Raw genomic sequence first — 15,061 nt, forward strand, 5'->3', positions numbered from 1 at the left:
GTGCCGGTCGTGCTGAAACGGTCGTGGGCGGCGGACCTCGACTCCGCCACCCTGTACCGGCTGCTGACATTGCGCGTCGACGTGTTCGTCGTGGAGCAGGAATGCGCCTACCCCGAACTGGACGGGCGTGATCTGCTTCCCGGCACGCGTCACCTGTGGATCGATGACGACGGTGAGCTCGTGGCGACTTTGCGCCTGCTCGAAGAGGCGGACGGATTCCGCATCGGCCGGGTGTGCGTGGCGACGGATGCCCGCAAACGTGGCTACACCACTCGTCTGATGCAGGCCGCGCTGGCTGAAACCGGTTCGGCGACAGTGCGATTGGATGCCCAGTCCCACCTCGTCGACATGTATGCCAAGTTCGGCTTCGCCGTCGACGGGCCGGAATACGACGACGACGGCATCATGCACGTCCCGATGCGTCGCGGCTGATTCTCCCGGGTAACCATCTCCGACCCTGCGTCTGCCATGCCTTCCGGTCTGTCGAGGGACGCGCGCGCCACTATGGCGGGGTGCCGCTGGATGCGATCGTCGCGGGCGGCGCACCGGGTGCCGCTCGTCGGGCAGTGATGCCCGGGGATCGGGGGCGAACGGGCCGCGCATACAGTGGGGGCGTGCCTGGTTTTGCTGATGTTGCCGCTGGTCCGCACACCGCTGCGCGGGGAGTGGGTGAGGCGGGGTTCCCGTTCTCCGCTGTGGTGGGGCAGGAGCGGTTGCAGCTGGCGTTGATCTTGTCGGCGGTGCACCCGGGAATCGGCGGGGTGCTGGTGCGCGGCGAGAAGGGCACCGCGAAGTCGACCGTGGTGCGCGCACTGGCGCAGTTGCTGCCGCCGGTGGTCGACGAGACCGGTGCGCGACCGGCCCGGTTGGTCGAGTTGCCGGTCGGCGCCACCGAGGACCGCGTAGTCGGTTCGCTGGATCTCGAGCGGGTGCTGCGTGACGGGGAGCAGGCGTTCCGTCCCGGCCTGTTGGCCGCGGCCCATCACGGCGTGCTCTACGTCGACGAAGTGAACCTCCTGCACGACCACCTGGTCGACGTGCTGCTCGATGCCGCCGCCATGGGCCGCGTGCACGTGGAGCGCGACGGGGTGTCGCATTCGCATCCGGCGCGGTTCGTGCTCGTCGGCACCATGAATCCCGAAGAGGGAGAACTGCGCCCGCAGTTGCTCGATCGGTTCGGCCTCACCGTCGACGTGGCGGCCTCACGTGACGTGTCGACCCGGATGGCCGTCGTGCGCCGCCGCCTCGACTACGAAGCCGACCCCGCCGCCTTCGCCGCCCGCTACGCCGGCGCGGATCAGGGTGTCGCCGAACGCATTCTGACCGCGCGCGACCGGCTGCCCGATGTCGTGCTCGACAATGCCGAGCTGCGCCGGATCGCGGCGCTGTGTGCGGCCTTCGATGTCGACGGGATGCGGGCGGATCTGGTCGTCGCCCGGACCGCGACCGCGCACGCGGCCTGGCGAGGCCGGGATCGGGTCACCGAGGACGATGTGCGGATCGCCGCCGAGCTGGCCCTGCCGCATCGGCGGCGGCGCGATCCGTTCGACGAGCCGGGGATCAGTGAGGAACAGCTCGACGAGGCGATGCGGGCTGCGGCCGATGAGGTCGAAAACGCTTCCGACGACGAATTCGACTGGTCGGCCGATGGGAAAGCGTTCGACGGGGAGAATGCGGACTGCCGCAGCGGCGAGCAGGCCGACGATGGTCGTGCGAGTGGCGAGTCAGGTGCCGATCCGAGCGGCCCCGTCGGCGACGGTTCCGAGGATCGGCTAGGGAGTGACAACGACCCGCGCGAGGGCGGTCCCGACGACAGCGACGGGCCGGATGACGACGGCCCGGACGGTGGGCCGAGTGGCCCGAACGACAGCGGTCCGGACGGTGGACCCGGTGGTGGCCCGAATGGCAACCGCCCCACCGATGCCGGTTCGAACAGCCATGGCTCCGACGACAAGGGTTCTCGGCCGACCGCTGAAAGGCTTTCCGGCACACCCGGTTCCACTTCCAAGCCTGCCCCCCGCTGGGAAGTCCCCGGCATCGGTGAAGGCGCTCCCGGCCGCCGCTCCCGCGCCCAGACCCGCACCGGTCGCATGGTTCGCCCCCACACCGACACCTCCACCGGCCTGCACCTGCTCGGCACCGTCTTCGCCGCCGCACCGAAACAGGTCGAGCGCGGCCGGTTCGCCGGACCGCTCGCTCTGGCGATCGAAGACCTGCGTGGCGCGTATCGCGAAGGGCGCGAAGGCAATCTGGTCGTCTTCGTCGTCGACACCTCCGGTTCGATGGCCGCCCGCGACCGGCTCACCGCCGTCACCGGCGCCGTCGTCACCCTGCTGCGCGACGCCTACCAGCGCCGCGACAAGGTGGCGGTGATCAGCGTGCGCGGCAGCGAGGCCGAGCTGGTTCTGCCGCCGACCTCCTCGGTCGACATCGCCGTGCGCCGCCTGGCCGGTCTGCGCACCGGCGGGAAGACACCTCTCGCGGCCGGTTTGCTGAAGGCCCGCGAGGTGATCGCCCGCGAACACGTGCGCGACCCTCGCCGCCGCCCGATGCTCGTCCTGCTCACCGACGGCCGCGCCACCGGCGGCACCGACCCCCTCCCGCGCGCCCGTACCGCCGCCCGCTTGATCGCGGGCGAAGGCCACACCGCGATGGTCATCGACTGCGAACGCGGCATGATCCGCCTGGGCTTGGCCGCCGAACTGGCCCGCGACCTGCAAGCCCGCTATCTGCGCCTGGACGAACTCACCGGCGAAACCGTCGCGGACGTCGTGCGCGGGTCGGCCCGCGCCGCCTAGCCCTGCCCGAGCCGTACCTGTGCGGGGCGGGCATGACGGCCCGTCCTGATAGAAATGATTCCGAGTCGGCGCTGTGCGGTCGGTCCGGTGGCCGTGCTGTTCGAGGCCGTGAATTGACCCGCGTGAGCGGGTCGAGAAGAGGAGTTGCTGTGCCCAAGGGTGTTCCCGAGGTCGTCCCCGCGGACGGGCTGACCACGCGGCAGCGGCGTAATCAACCGGTGCTCGCCGTGCACACCGGGCCGGGCAAGGGGAAGTCGACGGCGGCGTTCGGGATGGCGCTGCGGGCCTGGAACCAGGGGTTCGACGTTGCCGTGTTCCAGTTCGTGAAGAGCGCGAAGTGGAAGGTCGGCGAGGAAGCGGCGTTCCGGACCCTCGGCACCCTGCACGAGGAGACCGGCGCGGGCGGCGCGGTGGAGTGGCACAAGATGGGGGAGGGGTGGTCGTGGACCCGCAAGCACGGGACCGAGGAAGACCACGCCGCCGCCGCGCTCGCGGGCTGGCAGGAGATCGCACGGCGGCTCGCCGCCGAGCAGCACCGCTTCTACGTGCTCGACGAGTTCACCTACCCCTTGAAGTGGGGCTGGGTCGATATCGACGAGGTCGTCGAGACACTCACCAACCGGCCGGGTAACCAGCACGTCGTCATCACCGGACGCGACGCACCGCAGGCCCTGATCGATGCCGCCGACCTGGTCACCGAGATGACCAAGGTGAAGCACCCGATGGACGCGGGCCGCAAGGGTCAGCGCGGGATCGAATGGTGACTGGCTCGACAGCCGTGCGGAATCCAATGGTGACCGACGCGGCAGCTCTGGTGGATCGAACGGTGGCCGCGCCGCCAGCCGTGGCGGATCGAACAGCGAGCGGCATGGCGGCTGTCGTGGATCGAACAGCGAGCGGCATGGCGGCTGTGGGGGATCGAATGGTGGCTGGCCCGGTGGCTGTGGGGGAACGAATGGTGGCTGGCCCGGTAGCTGTGGTGGATCGAATGGTGACTGGCCCGGCGGCTGTGGGGGAACGAATGGTCGATGGCTCGGCAGCCGTTGTGGAACGAACGGGGAGTGGAACGACGGTCGTGTGGGAGCGGCGACCGTGAGCGCGCCGGCGATCGTTATCGCGGCCCCGGCGTCGGGTAGCGGCAAGACGACGCTGGCCACCGGGCTCATCGGCGCGTTGCGGCGGGCTGGGCACCAGGTGGCGCCGTTCAAGGTCGGGCCGGACTACATCGACCCCGGGTATCACGGGCTCGCCGCCGGACGCCCCGGCCGGAACCTCGATCCTGTTCTGGTAGGCGAGGATCGGGTGGTCCCGCTGTACCGGCACGGTGCCCACGGGTGCGATATCGCGGTGGTCGAGGGCGTGATGGGCCTGTTCGACGGTCGTATCGACGAGCATCGGACGGAGGCGGTGGCCGAGGGTTCCACCGCGCAGGTGGCGAGCCTGCTCGGCGCACCGGTCGTACTGGTCGTCGACGCGCGCGGACATTCGCAAAGCCTGGCCGCGCTGCTCCACGGGTTCGCCACCTTCGACTCCTCAGTGCGCCTGGGCGGGGTGATCCTCAACCGTGTCGGTAGTGAACGCCACGAGCAGGTCTTGCGCTCGGCGTGTGATCGGGTGGGCGTCCCGGTCCTCGGCGTACTCCCGCGCATGGCCGAATTGGAAGTCCCCTCACGCCATCTCGGCCTTATCCCAGCCGTCGAACACGGCACCGCCGCCACCCGCGCGGTCGACGCGATGACCACCCTGGTCGCCGCCCACGTCGACCTCCCGGCGATCGTCGCGCTGGCCGGTGGATCGGTACAGGGCCCCGCCTGGGATCCGCTGACCGAACTGGCCGCAGCCGCCGACCGAGCCATACTGCCCGATCGAGAGCAGCCGTCGGGCGAGCTCGGCCGGTCGGCCGCTATCGCGCGAACTCCACACGATCCCGCCCCGGCGACATCGTCCGAGCGATCCCTACTGCCGACCACCACGATCACGGACGCGACCGCCGGCCACCGCCGCACCCGGATCGGGGGGCCGGTGATCGCGATGGCCGGCGGCGCTGCCTTCACCTTCGGCTACGCCGAGCACCGAGAGTTGCTCCTGGCAGCGGGTGCGCAGGTCGTGGTCTTCGATCCACTGACCGACGAATTGCCCGAGGACACAGCCGGTTTGGTGCTTCCGGGTGGCTTTCCCGAGGAGCACGCCGCGCAACTCTCGGCGAACGTACGCCTACGCAGCGCGATCGCCGACGGCGCCACCCACGGCCTTCCGATCCACGCGGAATGCGCCGGACTGCTCTACCTCACCCGCTCCCTCGACGGGCATCCCATGGCCGGAGTGGTCGACGCCGACGCCGAATTCGGCCCCCGCCTCACCCTCGGCTACCGCGACGCCGTCGCCCTGCACGACTCCGTGCTGTGGCAGGCGGGCTCCCGAGTACGCGGCCACGAATTCCACCGCACCCGCCTGACCAGAGCGGGCACGGCGAACGCCGCATGGGGCTGGCGCACAACACAGTCCGTCTCCGAAGGTGCGGTGGTGGGCCAGGTCCATGCCTCCTACCTGCACACCCACCCTGCCGGTAATCCTGACGCCATCCGCCGATTCGTCGACGCCGCAACGGGATTCGAATCTCGATGACGGGTCGTCGGTGACGGACAGTAGGGCGTCGCTGGACCGAGTCGCCGTCGGCATCGGTCTGCGCCCCGGCACCACAGCGGACCGCATCGTGCGAGCCGTCGAAGAGGTTGTCGGGCAGTACCGCATCGCCTGCCTGGCGACGCTCGACACCCGAGCCGCCGAGCCGGAAGTGCGGGCGGCCGCCGCGATACTCGGAGTCGCGCTGCTCGGATTCACCGCCGAGGAATTGTCCGCGGTCGAGGTTGCGCACAGCTCGCCACGCACCGAATCCGCGGTCGGTACCCCCAGCGTCGCGGAGTCCGCCGCTCTACTCGCCGGGAATGGCGAATCAGTGTGCGGTCGAACAATTGTCGACGGAATCGTCGTGGCTGTGGCGTACGCCGACCCGATTTAATTCACTGGGCAAGATCGGCCGCGCACAGTAACGTCTGTTCCAGCAGTCGTACGGCGGGCCGGCACTGATCGGTTACCTTTCATCCAAGCGGTCACAGGTTCGAATCCTGCCCGCCACCGCGCGGTGGCGGTAGCTCAGCCTGGTAGAGCACTCGGCGCGTCCGGTCGGGACACACACGCCCGCCGTGCGATTGCGACGGAGTAGCGCGGGCCGGATTCGGTCGGTTATCTGGTGACCTCTTCAGTCGGGCGGGTTCGAACCCCGCGTCGGAAAGCAATTTCCGTCTCCGGTCGAAACACCACGCCTGCCCCACTCCGCATACATGCCCCGTCGGGTCCGGGGCCGAATATCAACGCCCACGGGCGTATCGGAGGGGAACAATGAATATTCTGTCGCGGTTCAACCGTCGCAGCACACCGCAGTCCGCACCGGCCGACAATCGTCAGGTCGTGAACAACGCCGGTGGCTACGTTTTCGACATCACGCCGCAGGCACGGGTGCGCCGCTTCCTCACGCTCGGCACCGAATCGGGAACCTACTACGTGAGCCCTGCGGCGCTCACCGCCGACAACGCCGAGTTCCTCGTCGAGTACGCGGCCGAGCACACCGCCGACCTGGTGCGCGAGATCGTGGAGATCTCCACCTCCGGTCGCGCGCCGCGACAGAATCCCGCACTGTTCGCGCTCGCCGCCGCCGCATCGGTCGGCGATGTCGACGGGCGTCGGGCCGCGCTGGCCGCGTTGCCGCAGGTCGCGCGCACCGGCACGCACCTGTTCCTGTTCGCCGGGTACATCGAGCAGTTCCGCGGCTGGGGTCGCGGGCTGCGCAGGGCAGTGGCGAACTGGTACCTGGACAAGCCGGTCGACGCGCTCGCCTTCCAGGCGGTCAAGTACCGGCAGCGTGAAGGCTGGACGCACCGCGACCTGCTTCGCCTGTCGCACCCGGCGGCCACCGAGGACGAACGGCGCAGGTTGTTGGACTGGATCTGCGGTCGCGCAACGGAACTCGACGGCTTGGCCGTGGTCGAGGGCTTCCAGCGTGCGCAGACCGCCCCGGCCGATCAGGTGCCCGCGCTGGTTCGCGAGTACCGGCTCGGCTGGGAGATGCTGCCCGATGCCGCGCTGAACACACCCGAGGTGTGGGAGGCGCTGCTGGACAACGGGATCCGCAGACTGCGCTGATGTCAGCTTCCACGCCTTAGCCGGCTGGGCCTGCTGGAACCGCTCGGACCGCGGACCGCCGCGCTCTGCGCCCAGCGCACCGACCCGCAGCGGCGGCGTGCGGTTCGAGTGCACCGCGTCTGTACTGATCACGCTGCGCGCCTAGACTTCTGGGCGCTTAGTAGGAGGCGCGGGCATCTGGCGCCGTCGACCTGGTGCATGAGGGTCGGTAGATGATATGAGTAACTGTTCGGGTTGCTTCGGGCGGTAGTGAAACCAGCTGGGTACGAAACAAAGGGGTGAAGCATGAGGATTATCATTCTGCGGTCGCGTCGATGTGGGATTTGCGATGCCGACCGAAGCTGAAACTGCTTGGCTAGCTGGCCTGCTCGAGGGCGAAGGCTCATTTGCCATGATCAAATGTCATGTAGGCGGAAAGGTCTATTGATCCCAAGATTGTGGTGAACATGACGGACCGCGATATCATTTCGCGAGTTGCCGATCTATTCGGCGGTTCTGTCTACGACATGCCGCGATACATCGAAGGCCGAAAGGCGCAATATCGGGCTCAGATAACCGGCTCGGGTGCTGCGAGGTGGATGCAGGACCTGTATCCGTGGCTCGGGGAACGCAGGCGCACAAGGATAGACGCGGTCTTGACGGAATACTTGGGTCAGGAGCCGACCAGAGTTCGACGGCGTCGATCGTGCTCCGAAGCTGCTGCCAATCGACTCAGAAGCACGACCAGCGGTCAATTTATGGCGGCCGAATTGCCTACCGATTAAGCGCTGCTACCCGTCGCTGCCAACCTCATGTGGTTGACCCTGTACTAAAACGGAGCCGCCGCGACCTCGTTGTCGCGGCGGCACCTTTCCTCTCGCGCGGAAGTTCCTCACCCTCAGGGGGCGACCGAGGACCAATCGGCGAAACCGGTGGGGTCGTGGCGGCCCATGGAGGCGTGTTCGAACAGGCCCCAGCCCTCGGCGTCGCCGCAGCGGGCGTGGCCGATGTGGTCGATCACGCCGTAGGGGACGCGGGCTCGGATGCCGGGGTCGGTGAGGTCGTAGGTGCTCGACAGCGACCAGTTCTCACCCATCCAGCGGCCGTGGGTCCAGTCGGGGTCGGCGCCGTATCCGCAGCCCACGTGCAGGGCGATGCCGGGGCGGGACTCGATCTCGACCTCGAGGGGCTTGCCGTCGGGGGTCGTCATGTCGAGGCGGACCGAGCGCGGGTGGCGGGTGCCCGGCTCGTAGACCCAGGTCATGCGCGGCCAGCCGAGTTGTTCCTTGCGGCCGTCGTTCCAGATGCGCACCGCGTTGTTGAGGGTGCGGGTGCCGTCGGGTTCCTCCTGCACGATCACCACGATGGCGAAATCGGGGAACCGCAGCGGCGCGTACAACCACCAGAAACCACCCATGCCCGTCGGCCTGCCCGCCGGGTCGGGTTCGCCGGAGGGACGGATGCCCCAGGAACGGTCGCGGCTGCCGGTCCACACCGCCGGGTCGACGGAGTAGTCGCGCCCGTGCACCGCGAGAGTGCCTTCCCACGAACCCGATTGGGCGAAACGCGAGGCCTCGATGATGGGCCGCGTGCCGGACAGGATCAGGTGCGGTTGTTCCTGCACGGCCGGTTGCGCCCCGGTCCAGGTGAGGTCGAAACCGAGATCGTCGTGCTCGCACACCACGCGCAACTTCTGCAGCGGTTCGATCACCTCGATGCGGTAGCCACCGACGCGGGTGTCGAGATCACGCGAGGTGAGCGCGTCGGAGAACCGCACACTGTGCTGGGTGTCGCCCTGGCGTGCGCACGCGAACGCGTCGACCACACCCAGGTTCGGGTACACGCCGAACCCGGTGATGAGCATGGTGTCACCGGCGGGGTCGAAGGCGTTGAAGTAGTACCGGTCGTAGAAATTCCGGTCGCTGGTCGCCACCCGGGCCAGCGACAGCGGCGTCTGATGGACCGGGTATTCGTCCAGGGGGACGGGCATGATCGCGTTCATCGTCAGTCCCATTCGTAGGTGCCGTCGAGCAGCGCTTCGAGTCCGCGCCGGTGCATGATGTAGTCGTCGCGTTCGTCGGGCACGGTGTCCTCGCCGAAATGGATCATCCGCCGCTTGATCCGCGCCATCACGATGGCGTGGCGCAGCGCCGCGTACACGATGTAGAAGTCCAGGTCGGTGATGGTGTGGCCGGTGAGCTTCTCGTACTCGGCGACCACGTCGTCGCGGCGCAGGAAGTCGGCGAGGCCGGGCTGGTCGAACCGGGTGGCGATGTCCTGGAAGAACCGGTGGATGAAGATCAGCCAGCCCAGGTCGAGCTCGCGGGGGCCAAGGGTGGCCATCTCCCAGTCCAGCACGGCGGCCGGGGTGAAGCCGTCGAACAGGATGTTGCCGGGGCGCGCGTCACCCCAGTTGAGCACCTCGGCGCCGGTCTCGGTGGGCCAGTTGGCCGCCAGCCAGTCGAAGGCGCGCTCGATCAGCGGGATGTCGACGCCGTCGTCGGCCAGCGCCCACCGGTACCAGGCGCGCTGAGCCTCGAAATGCCTGCGCAGCGCGGACCCTTCGCCGTCGAGCGCCGGAAAGCGCTGTGCGGCATCGTCGATCGCGTGCACCTGGGCGATCACCTTGACGGTCTCGGCGGTGATGCCGGCGCGCTCGGCGAGGGTGGCGTCGAACACCCAGCCGAAGAACACGTACGGGGGATTGTCGGCGACCACCTGGCCATCGATCTTGTCCATGACGAAAAACGGAGTACCGAACAGTGATTCGTCGGTCTCGAGCCACCGCAGGGCGGGCACGGGAACCTCTGACGCCGCCGCGACACCCGACATCACCTGGTACTGCAACGGCAGGTCATAGGACTGGAACACCGGAAACGACGAGTCCTCGGGCGCCATCCGGGCGACGAAAGAACCGCTCTCGGCGACCCCGTTCACCGACCATTCGGCATCGAACAGAACCGTGGTGCTCGACATACCGCCGGTGGCGGGTTTGCTGAGGTTGCCGATCGTCGGCGGTGCGTCGGCGCCGACCTTGCCCGACAGCCACCCCGAGAGCCGCTCGCCGAATGCGTCGAGATCGAGCTCGGTGACGGTCAGCGACTGCTGCGCGGTGTGGTCCGTGTCGTCGGACATACGTGGGGTCCCCTGTCGGCGTGGTGAAACGTGTTCCGTACCGGCGTACCGGAAGACCGGCCGGAATGTAAGGCGGGCGTCGGTGAGCGGGATTCAGGGTTGACACCTCCAAGATCGGGGTTTCCCCCGATGCGCGCGCGAGTCGTCGTCGGTAAAGCTTGCCGGACAGCCGTTTTCGATAGGGAGGTACGTAGTGACCGCAGTCGCCGCGGAGCGCGTAGTCGAGGAGCCGGTGCGTGCACCGGAGCCCAGGTGGCACCCGCTCACGCTACTCGCGTTCCGGTTCTGCGTCGCCTACTTCGGCCTGTTCTGCCTGTGGATGGCTCAGATCACCTTCGTCTTCCTCGGCGTGATCGCGCTGAAGATGCCCGAGGACGCCGTCGCCTGGCAGCTGCTCACACTGGCCCCCGTGAGCAGCTGGATCGGGGAGCACGTGTTCGGCGTGTACGCCGAGCTGGAGATGAACGGCAGCGGCGACCAGGCCGCCATCTGGATCCAGTGTGGGCTGGTGCTGATCGTCGCGATCCTGGTCACGGTGGTGTGGTCGATTCTCGACCGGCGCCGCCGCGCCTATCCCCGGGCGGCGAGCTGGTTCCTCACCGGTCTGCGCCTGGCTGTCGGCGGGCAGATGCTGTTCTACGGTTTCACGAAACTGGTCCCCACCCAGATGCCCGAACCGGCGCTGACCACCCTGCTCACCCGGGTAGGCGACCTGAGCCCGATGGCGATGCTGTGGACGCAGGTCGGTTCGGCACCGGCCTACGAGGTGGCGCTGGGCGCCGCCGAGGTGCTCGCGGGGCTGCTGCTGTTCTGGCCGCGCACCGCGACGCTCGGGGCCATGCTCAGCGTGATCAGCATGGCCCAGGTGTTCTTGCTGAACCTCACCTTCGATGTGCCGGTGAAGATGCTGTCCGGCCACCTGCTGCTGATGAGCCTGGTGCTGCTCGCCCCGCAGGCGCGGCGGCTACTGGATGTGCTTGTGCTGGAACGTGCATCGGGCCCGATGGTGCAGCCCGCACTGTTCCGGTCCGCGCGGGCGAACCGGTGGGCCACCGTGGCGCAGGTCGCGGCGGCATTGTGGATCGTGGCCGGAATGATCGTGGTGACCACGGACTCGTGGCGCGAATACGGCGGGGGCGCACCGGAGCCGGAGCTGTACGGCATCTGGGAGGTCTCGGAGTTCTCGATCGACCAGGTGCCGGTGGCACCGCTGGCCACCGATCCCGTGCGCTGGCAGCGCCTCGTCGTCGACAAGGGCACGGCGGGCTATCAGCGCATGGACGACACGATCGTCCCGGTCATGGCCACCGTCGACCCCGCGGCCGCGAACCTCACGATCGCGACCGCCCCGACCGCGCCCGATCAGGCGCCGACACCGTACGCGACCCTCGCCGTGGACCGCGCCGACGACCGGCTCACCCTGCGCGGCGAGATCGCGGGCAAGCAGGCCACCGTCGTCCTCACCCGCCTCGACCTCGACAGTTTCCCCTTGCGCGGCACCGGCTTCCGGTGGGTGCAGAACAACCCGTACCTGGGCTGAGCCGTGCACGGTGCGGCGGGGCGTGCGCGGAGCGGCGTCCATCGGGCCGACCGGCACGAGGCAGCGGGCCGGAACCGCAACGGCCGGGTGGGTGCGGGGATCAGCACGTCACGAACTAGGCTCGGACATTGTGCCGAACACGTCTGACACCGCATCGACCCAGCCCGCCGGGGACCCGAACTACCTGGTCGGGCTCGATCTGCGTGGGCGAAGAGTCGTTGTCGTCGGCGGCGGCACTGTCGCCCAGCGCAGGCTCGGGCTGCTCGTGGCGGCGGGTGCGCGGGTGCACGTGATCAGCCGGGCCGTGACCCCCGCTGTGGAGGGCATGGCAACAGCGGGGCAACTCACCGTCGAACTGCGCGACTACCGCGACGGCGACCTCGACGAGGCCTGGTACGCGATGGCCTGCACCGACGAACCCGAGACCAATGCCGCCGTGGTCGCCGAGGCCACCGCCAAACGGATCTTCTGTGTGCGCGCCGACATCGCCCGCGACGGCACCGCCGTCACCCCGGCGACCGCCCGCTACGACGGTCTCACCCTCGGCGTCCTCGCCGGCGGTGCGCACCGCCGCTCGGCCGCCGTCCGCAACGGCCTGCTCGAAGCGCTGCAATCCGGTGTGGTGACCGATGATTCGGAACCCGTCACGCCCGGCGTCGCGCTCGTGGGTGGTGGGCCGGGCGACCCCGACCTCATCACCGTGCGCGGCCGCCGCCTGCTCGCCCGCGCCGACCTGGTCGTCGCCGACCGGCTAGCCCCGCCGGAACTGCTCGCCGAACTCGGCCCGCACGTCGAGGTCATCGACGCGGCGAAGATCCCCTACGGCCGGTCCATGGCGCAGGAGGCGATCAACCTCGCCCTCGTCGAGGGCGTGAAAGCGGGCAAGTTCGTCGTCCGGCTCAAGGGCGGCGACCCGTACGTCTTCGGGCGCGGGTACGAGGAACTCGAGGCGTGCGCCGAGGCGGGCATCCCCGTGACGGTGGTACCCGGCATCACCAGCCCCATCTCGGTACCCGGTGCCGCAGGCATCCCGGTGACCCATCGCGGGGTGACCCACGAATTCGTGGTCGTGAGCGGACACGTCGCCCCGGATCATCCGGACTCGCTGGTCGACTGGTCGGCGCTGGCCAAGCTGCGCGGCACCCTCGTGCTGATGATGGCCGTGGAACGCATCGACAAGTTCGCCGCCGCCCTGCTCGACGGCGGCAAGTCCGCCGACACCCCGGCCACCGTCATCCAGGAGGGCACCCTGCGCACCCAGCGGGTGGTGCGCGCCGACCTGGCCACCGTCGCCGAACGGGTCAAGCAGGAGGGCATCCGGCCGCCCGCGATCATCGTCATCGGGCCGACGGCGGCCTTCGGCGCCGATCCCGCCGATCCCGCCTGAGGTCACGATCTCGGCGGGTGGCGCCGACGGTGTCGTTTACAGTGGTCGACTGTGCTCGAAAACCCCGCTGCCTCGAAGCAGTCCCCGGTGAAGCAGTCGGCCTTCGGGCTCGCGATCATCGTTCTCAGCGGCCTGCAGTTCATGGTCGTGCTCGACGGCACCGTCGTGATCTTCGCGCTGCCCCGCCTGCAGGACGAACTCGGGCTGTCCAGCTCGGGCGGCGCGTGGACGGTCACCGCCTACGGCCTCACCTTCGCGGGCATGATGCTGCTCGGCGGCCGCCTCGGTGACGTCTTCGGCCGCAAACGCATGCTCATCACCGGTGTCGGCCTGTTCACCGCCGCCTCGCTGGCCTGCGGTCTCGCCCAGGGCGAGCTGGCGCTGCTGATCGCGCGCGCCTTCCAGGGTGCGGGCGCGGCGATCGCGGCACCGACCGCGTTCGCGCTGGTCGCCACCACTTTCGCGCCGGGTAAGGCGCGCAACCAGGCGGTGGCCGTCGTCGGATCGATGGCCGGAATCGGCTCGGTGAGCGGCCTGGTGATCGGTGGTCTGCTCACCGAGATGTCGTGGCGGATGATCTTCCTCATCAATGTGCCGATCGGCGCGCTGATCGTGGTCGGCGCGATGTACACGCTCTCCGACACCGCCCACCACCGGGCGCCCCTCGACGTGAAGGGTGCGGTGCTGGGCACTCTCGCCTGCGCGCTGGTCGTGTTCGGCGCTACCGAGGGACCGTCGTGGGGGTGGGGCAGCCCGGTCATCCTGACCTCGCTGATCGTCGGCGTCGTGCTGCTCGTGGCATTCGTGCTCATCGAACGCAACGAGGCCGACCCGCTGCTGCCGTGGTCGCTGTTCGACAGCCGCGACCGCAACTCGACCTTCCTGCTGATCTTCCTGGCGGGCGCGGTGCTCGGCGCGATGACCTTCTTCGTCGCCCAGATGCTGCAGAACTCGCTCGGCTACAGCCCGCTGCACGCCGGTATCGCCTGCATCCCGTTCACCATCGGCATCGGTGTCGGCGGCGCGCTGGCCTCCAAGGCGGCGTTGCTCGTGCCGCCGCGCTGGCTGCTGACCGGCGCCGCGCTCGTGCTGTCGGGGGCGCTGCTGTTCGGGTCGACACTGGACCGCCACATCGGCTACTTCACCACCCTGCTGCCGCTGCTCGTCGTCATCGGGTTCGGGGTGGGTGTGGCGATGGTGCTCGCACCGCTGTGCGTGCTGGTCGACGTGCCGCCGTCCGATATCGGCCCGCTCTCGGCGGTGGGGCAGATGTTCATGAACCTGGCGACGCCGATCGCGATCGGACTGCTCAGCCCGATCGCGGCCTCGCGCACCCTGTCGCTCGGCGGCAGCCCCGACACCAAGGTGTCGGCCATGACCGGACCCCAGCTCGACGCGCTCACCAGCGGCTACACCACGGTCCTGCTCGTCTGCTCGGGTCTGGCACTGCTGGCCGCCGTGGTGGCGCTGACCTTGCGTTTCACGCCTGCTCAGCTGGCCCAGGCCCAGCACGCCCAGGAGGAAGCCCAAAAGGCCTGAGGTCAGAGGCGGCCGGTCACCTTGTACGGCGTGATCCGTACCGTCACCCGTTCGGCGTCGTCCGCCGAGGCCGGGTTGAACTCGGCGTAGGGCAGACCTGTGTATTTCAGGGACAACTCGTCGGGCAGCAGACGATCGGGATCCGGGACGAGGGTGGCGGTGCCGCGGATGGCGGCATAGACGAACGGGCGTTCGGGCGGATTGACCATCACGGTGACGCGGGGGTCGCGGGCCAGGTTCTTGGCCTGCTGGCGGGCGACGGTGGTGGAGAAGAGCAGGTCGTCGCCGTCGCGTTTGATCCAGACGACAGTCAGATGCGGATGCCCGTCGGGACCGAGGGTGGCGACGGTGGCATACGCCTTCTCGTCGTCGATATAGGTGGACAACTCTTCGGACAGCGTGATGGTTCGGGTCATACCGGTACGAACGCGGCGGTCATGCCCGGCATTCCGGCCCGTTGCGGCAGAACGGTATTCGGGTTCT

12 protein-coding genes are annotated in these 15,061 nt (G+C 68.9%); 9 read left to right on the forward strand and 3 right to left on the reverse strand.

Annotation, left to right across the window (positions count from 1 at the left end; translation table 11 throughout):
• From NI2_RS27085 to NI2_RS27110, 6 genes are all read left to right on the forward strand, one after another.
• Complete coding sequence (locus NI2_RS27085; RefSeq protein ID WP_067496367.1) at nucleotides 1–432, forward strand: GNAT family N-acetyltransferase; 432 nt, start codon at nucleotides 1–3, stop codon at nucleotides 430–432.
• 233 nt (nucleotides 433–665) lie between these two features.
• Nucleotides 666–2,798 (forward strand): magnesium chelatase subunit D family protein, encoded by a 2,133-nt coding sequence (locus tag NI2_RS27090; RefSeq protein WP_067496369.1) that lies wholly within the window; start codon nucleotides 666–668, stop codon nucleotides 2,796–2,798.
• 149 nt (nucleotides 2,799–2,947) lie between these two features.
• Nucleotides 2,948–3,562 (forward strand): cob(I)yrinic acid a,c-diamide adenosyltransferase, encoded by a 615-nt coding sequence (gene cobO, locus NI2_RS27095; protein WP_067496372.1) that lies wholly within the window; start codon nucleotides 2,948–2,950, stop codon nucleotides 3,560–3,562.
• 328 nt (nucleotides 3,563–3,890) lie between these two features.
• Complete coding sequence (locus tag NI2_RS27100) at nucleotides 3,891–5,423, forward strand: cobyrinic acid a,c-diamide synthase CobB (RefSeq protein WP_133733796.1); 1,533 nt, start codon at nucleotides 3,891–3,893, stop codon at nucleotides 5,421–5,423.
• A gap of 10 nt (nucleotides 5,424–5,433) precedes the next feature.
• Nucleotides 5,434–5,817 carry a cobalamin biosynthesis protein gene (locus NI2_RS27105; protein WP_067496378.1) on the forward strand — a complete coding sequence of 128 codons (384 nt, stop codon included), beginning with the start codon at nucleotides 5,434–5,436 and terminating at the stop codon, nucleotides 5,815–5,817.
• A 380-nt stretch (nucleotides 5,818–6,197) separates the two neighbouring features.
• Nucleotides 6,198–6,998: a TROVE domain-containing protein gene (locus NI2_RS27110; RefSeq protein ID WP_067496381.1), complete on the forward strand. Its 801-nt coding sequence runs from the start codon at nucleotides 6,198–6,200 to the stop codon at nucleotides 6,996–6,998.
• 877 nt (nucleotides 6,999–7,875) lie between these two features.
• Here NI2_RS27110 and NI2_RS27115 read toward each other — a convergent pair.
• Entirely contained in the window at nucleotides 7,876–8,979 is a 1,104-nt protein-coding gene (locus NI2_RS27115; RefSeq protein ID WP_255284041.1) for an Rv3169 family protein, read from the reverse strand.
• Nucleotides 8,980–8,981: 2 nt separating this feature from the next.
• A complete protein-coding gene (locus NI2_RS27120; protein ID WP_067496384.1) occupies nucleotides 8,982–10,112 on the reverse strand; it encodes a phosphotransferase family protein in 1,131 nt (376 codons plus the stop codon).
• Nucleotides 10,113–10,305: 193 nt separating this feature from the next.
• On the opposite strand from NI2_RS27120, the gene NI2_RS27125 reads away from it, so the two are divergent.
• From NI2_RS27125 to NI2_RS27135, 3 genes are all read left to right on the forward strand, one after another.
• A complete protein-coding gene (locus tag NI2_RS27125; RefSeq protein ID WP_067496386.1) occupies nucleotides 10,306–11,652 on the forward strand; it encodes a DoxX family protein in 1,347 nt (448 codons plus the stop codon).
• A 130-nt stretch (nucleotides 11,653–11,782) separates the two neighbouring features.
• Complete coding sequence (cobA, locus tag NI2_RS27130) at nucleotides 11,783–13,039, forward strand: uroporphyrinogen-III C-methyltransferase (RefSeq protein WP_067496389.1); 1,257 nt, start codon at nucleotides 11,783–11,785, stop codon at nucleotides 13,037–13,039.
• Nucleotides 13,040–13,126: 87 nt separating this feature from the next.
• Nucleotides 13,127–14,578, forward strand: coding sequence for an MFS transporter (locus NI2_RS27135; protein ID WP_243749699.1), 1,452 nt, complete (start codon nucleotides 13,127–13,129; stop codon nucleotides 14,576–14,578).
• Nucleotides 14,579–14,580: 2 nt separating this feature from the next.
• Here the strand turns inward: NI2_RS27135 and NI2_RS27140 are convergent, their stop codons facing one another.
• Nucleotides 14,581–14,994, reverse strand: a complete 414-nt coding sequence (locus NI2_RS27140; RefSeq protein WP_067496395.1) for a PPOX class F420-dependent oxidoreductase — start codon at nucleotides 14,992–14,994, stop codon at nucleotides 14,581–14,583.
• Nucleotides 14,995–15,061: the final 67 nt, after the last annotated feature.

Origin of the sequence: Nocardia ignorata NBRC 108230 (assembly GCF_001612905.1) — a bacterium.
GTDB lineage: Bacteria > Actinomycetota > Actinomycetes > Mycobacteriales > Mycobacteriaceae > Nocardia > Nocardia ignorata.

Bases quoted from the DNA above. Each gene is read 5' to 3' on its own strand.
- NI2_RS27115 (WP_255284041.1), bottom strand. From the start codon at position 8,979: ATGAACGCGATCATGCCCGTCCCCCTGGACGAATACCCGGTCCATCAG.
- NI2_RS27140 (WP_067496395.1), bottom strand. From the start codon at position 14,994: ATGACCCGAACCATCACGCTGTCCGAAGAGTTGTCCACCTATATCGAC.
- NI2_RS27120 (WP_067496384.1), bottom strand. From the start codon at position 10,112: ATGTCCGACGACACGGACCACACCGCGCAGCAGTCGCTGACCGTCACC.
- NI2_RS27110 (WP_067496381.1), top strand. From the start codon at position 6,198: ATGAATATTCTGTCGCGGTTCAACCGTCGCAGCACACCGCAGTCCGCA.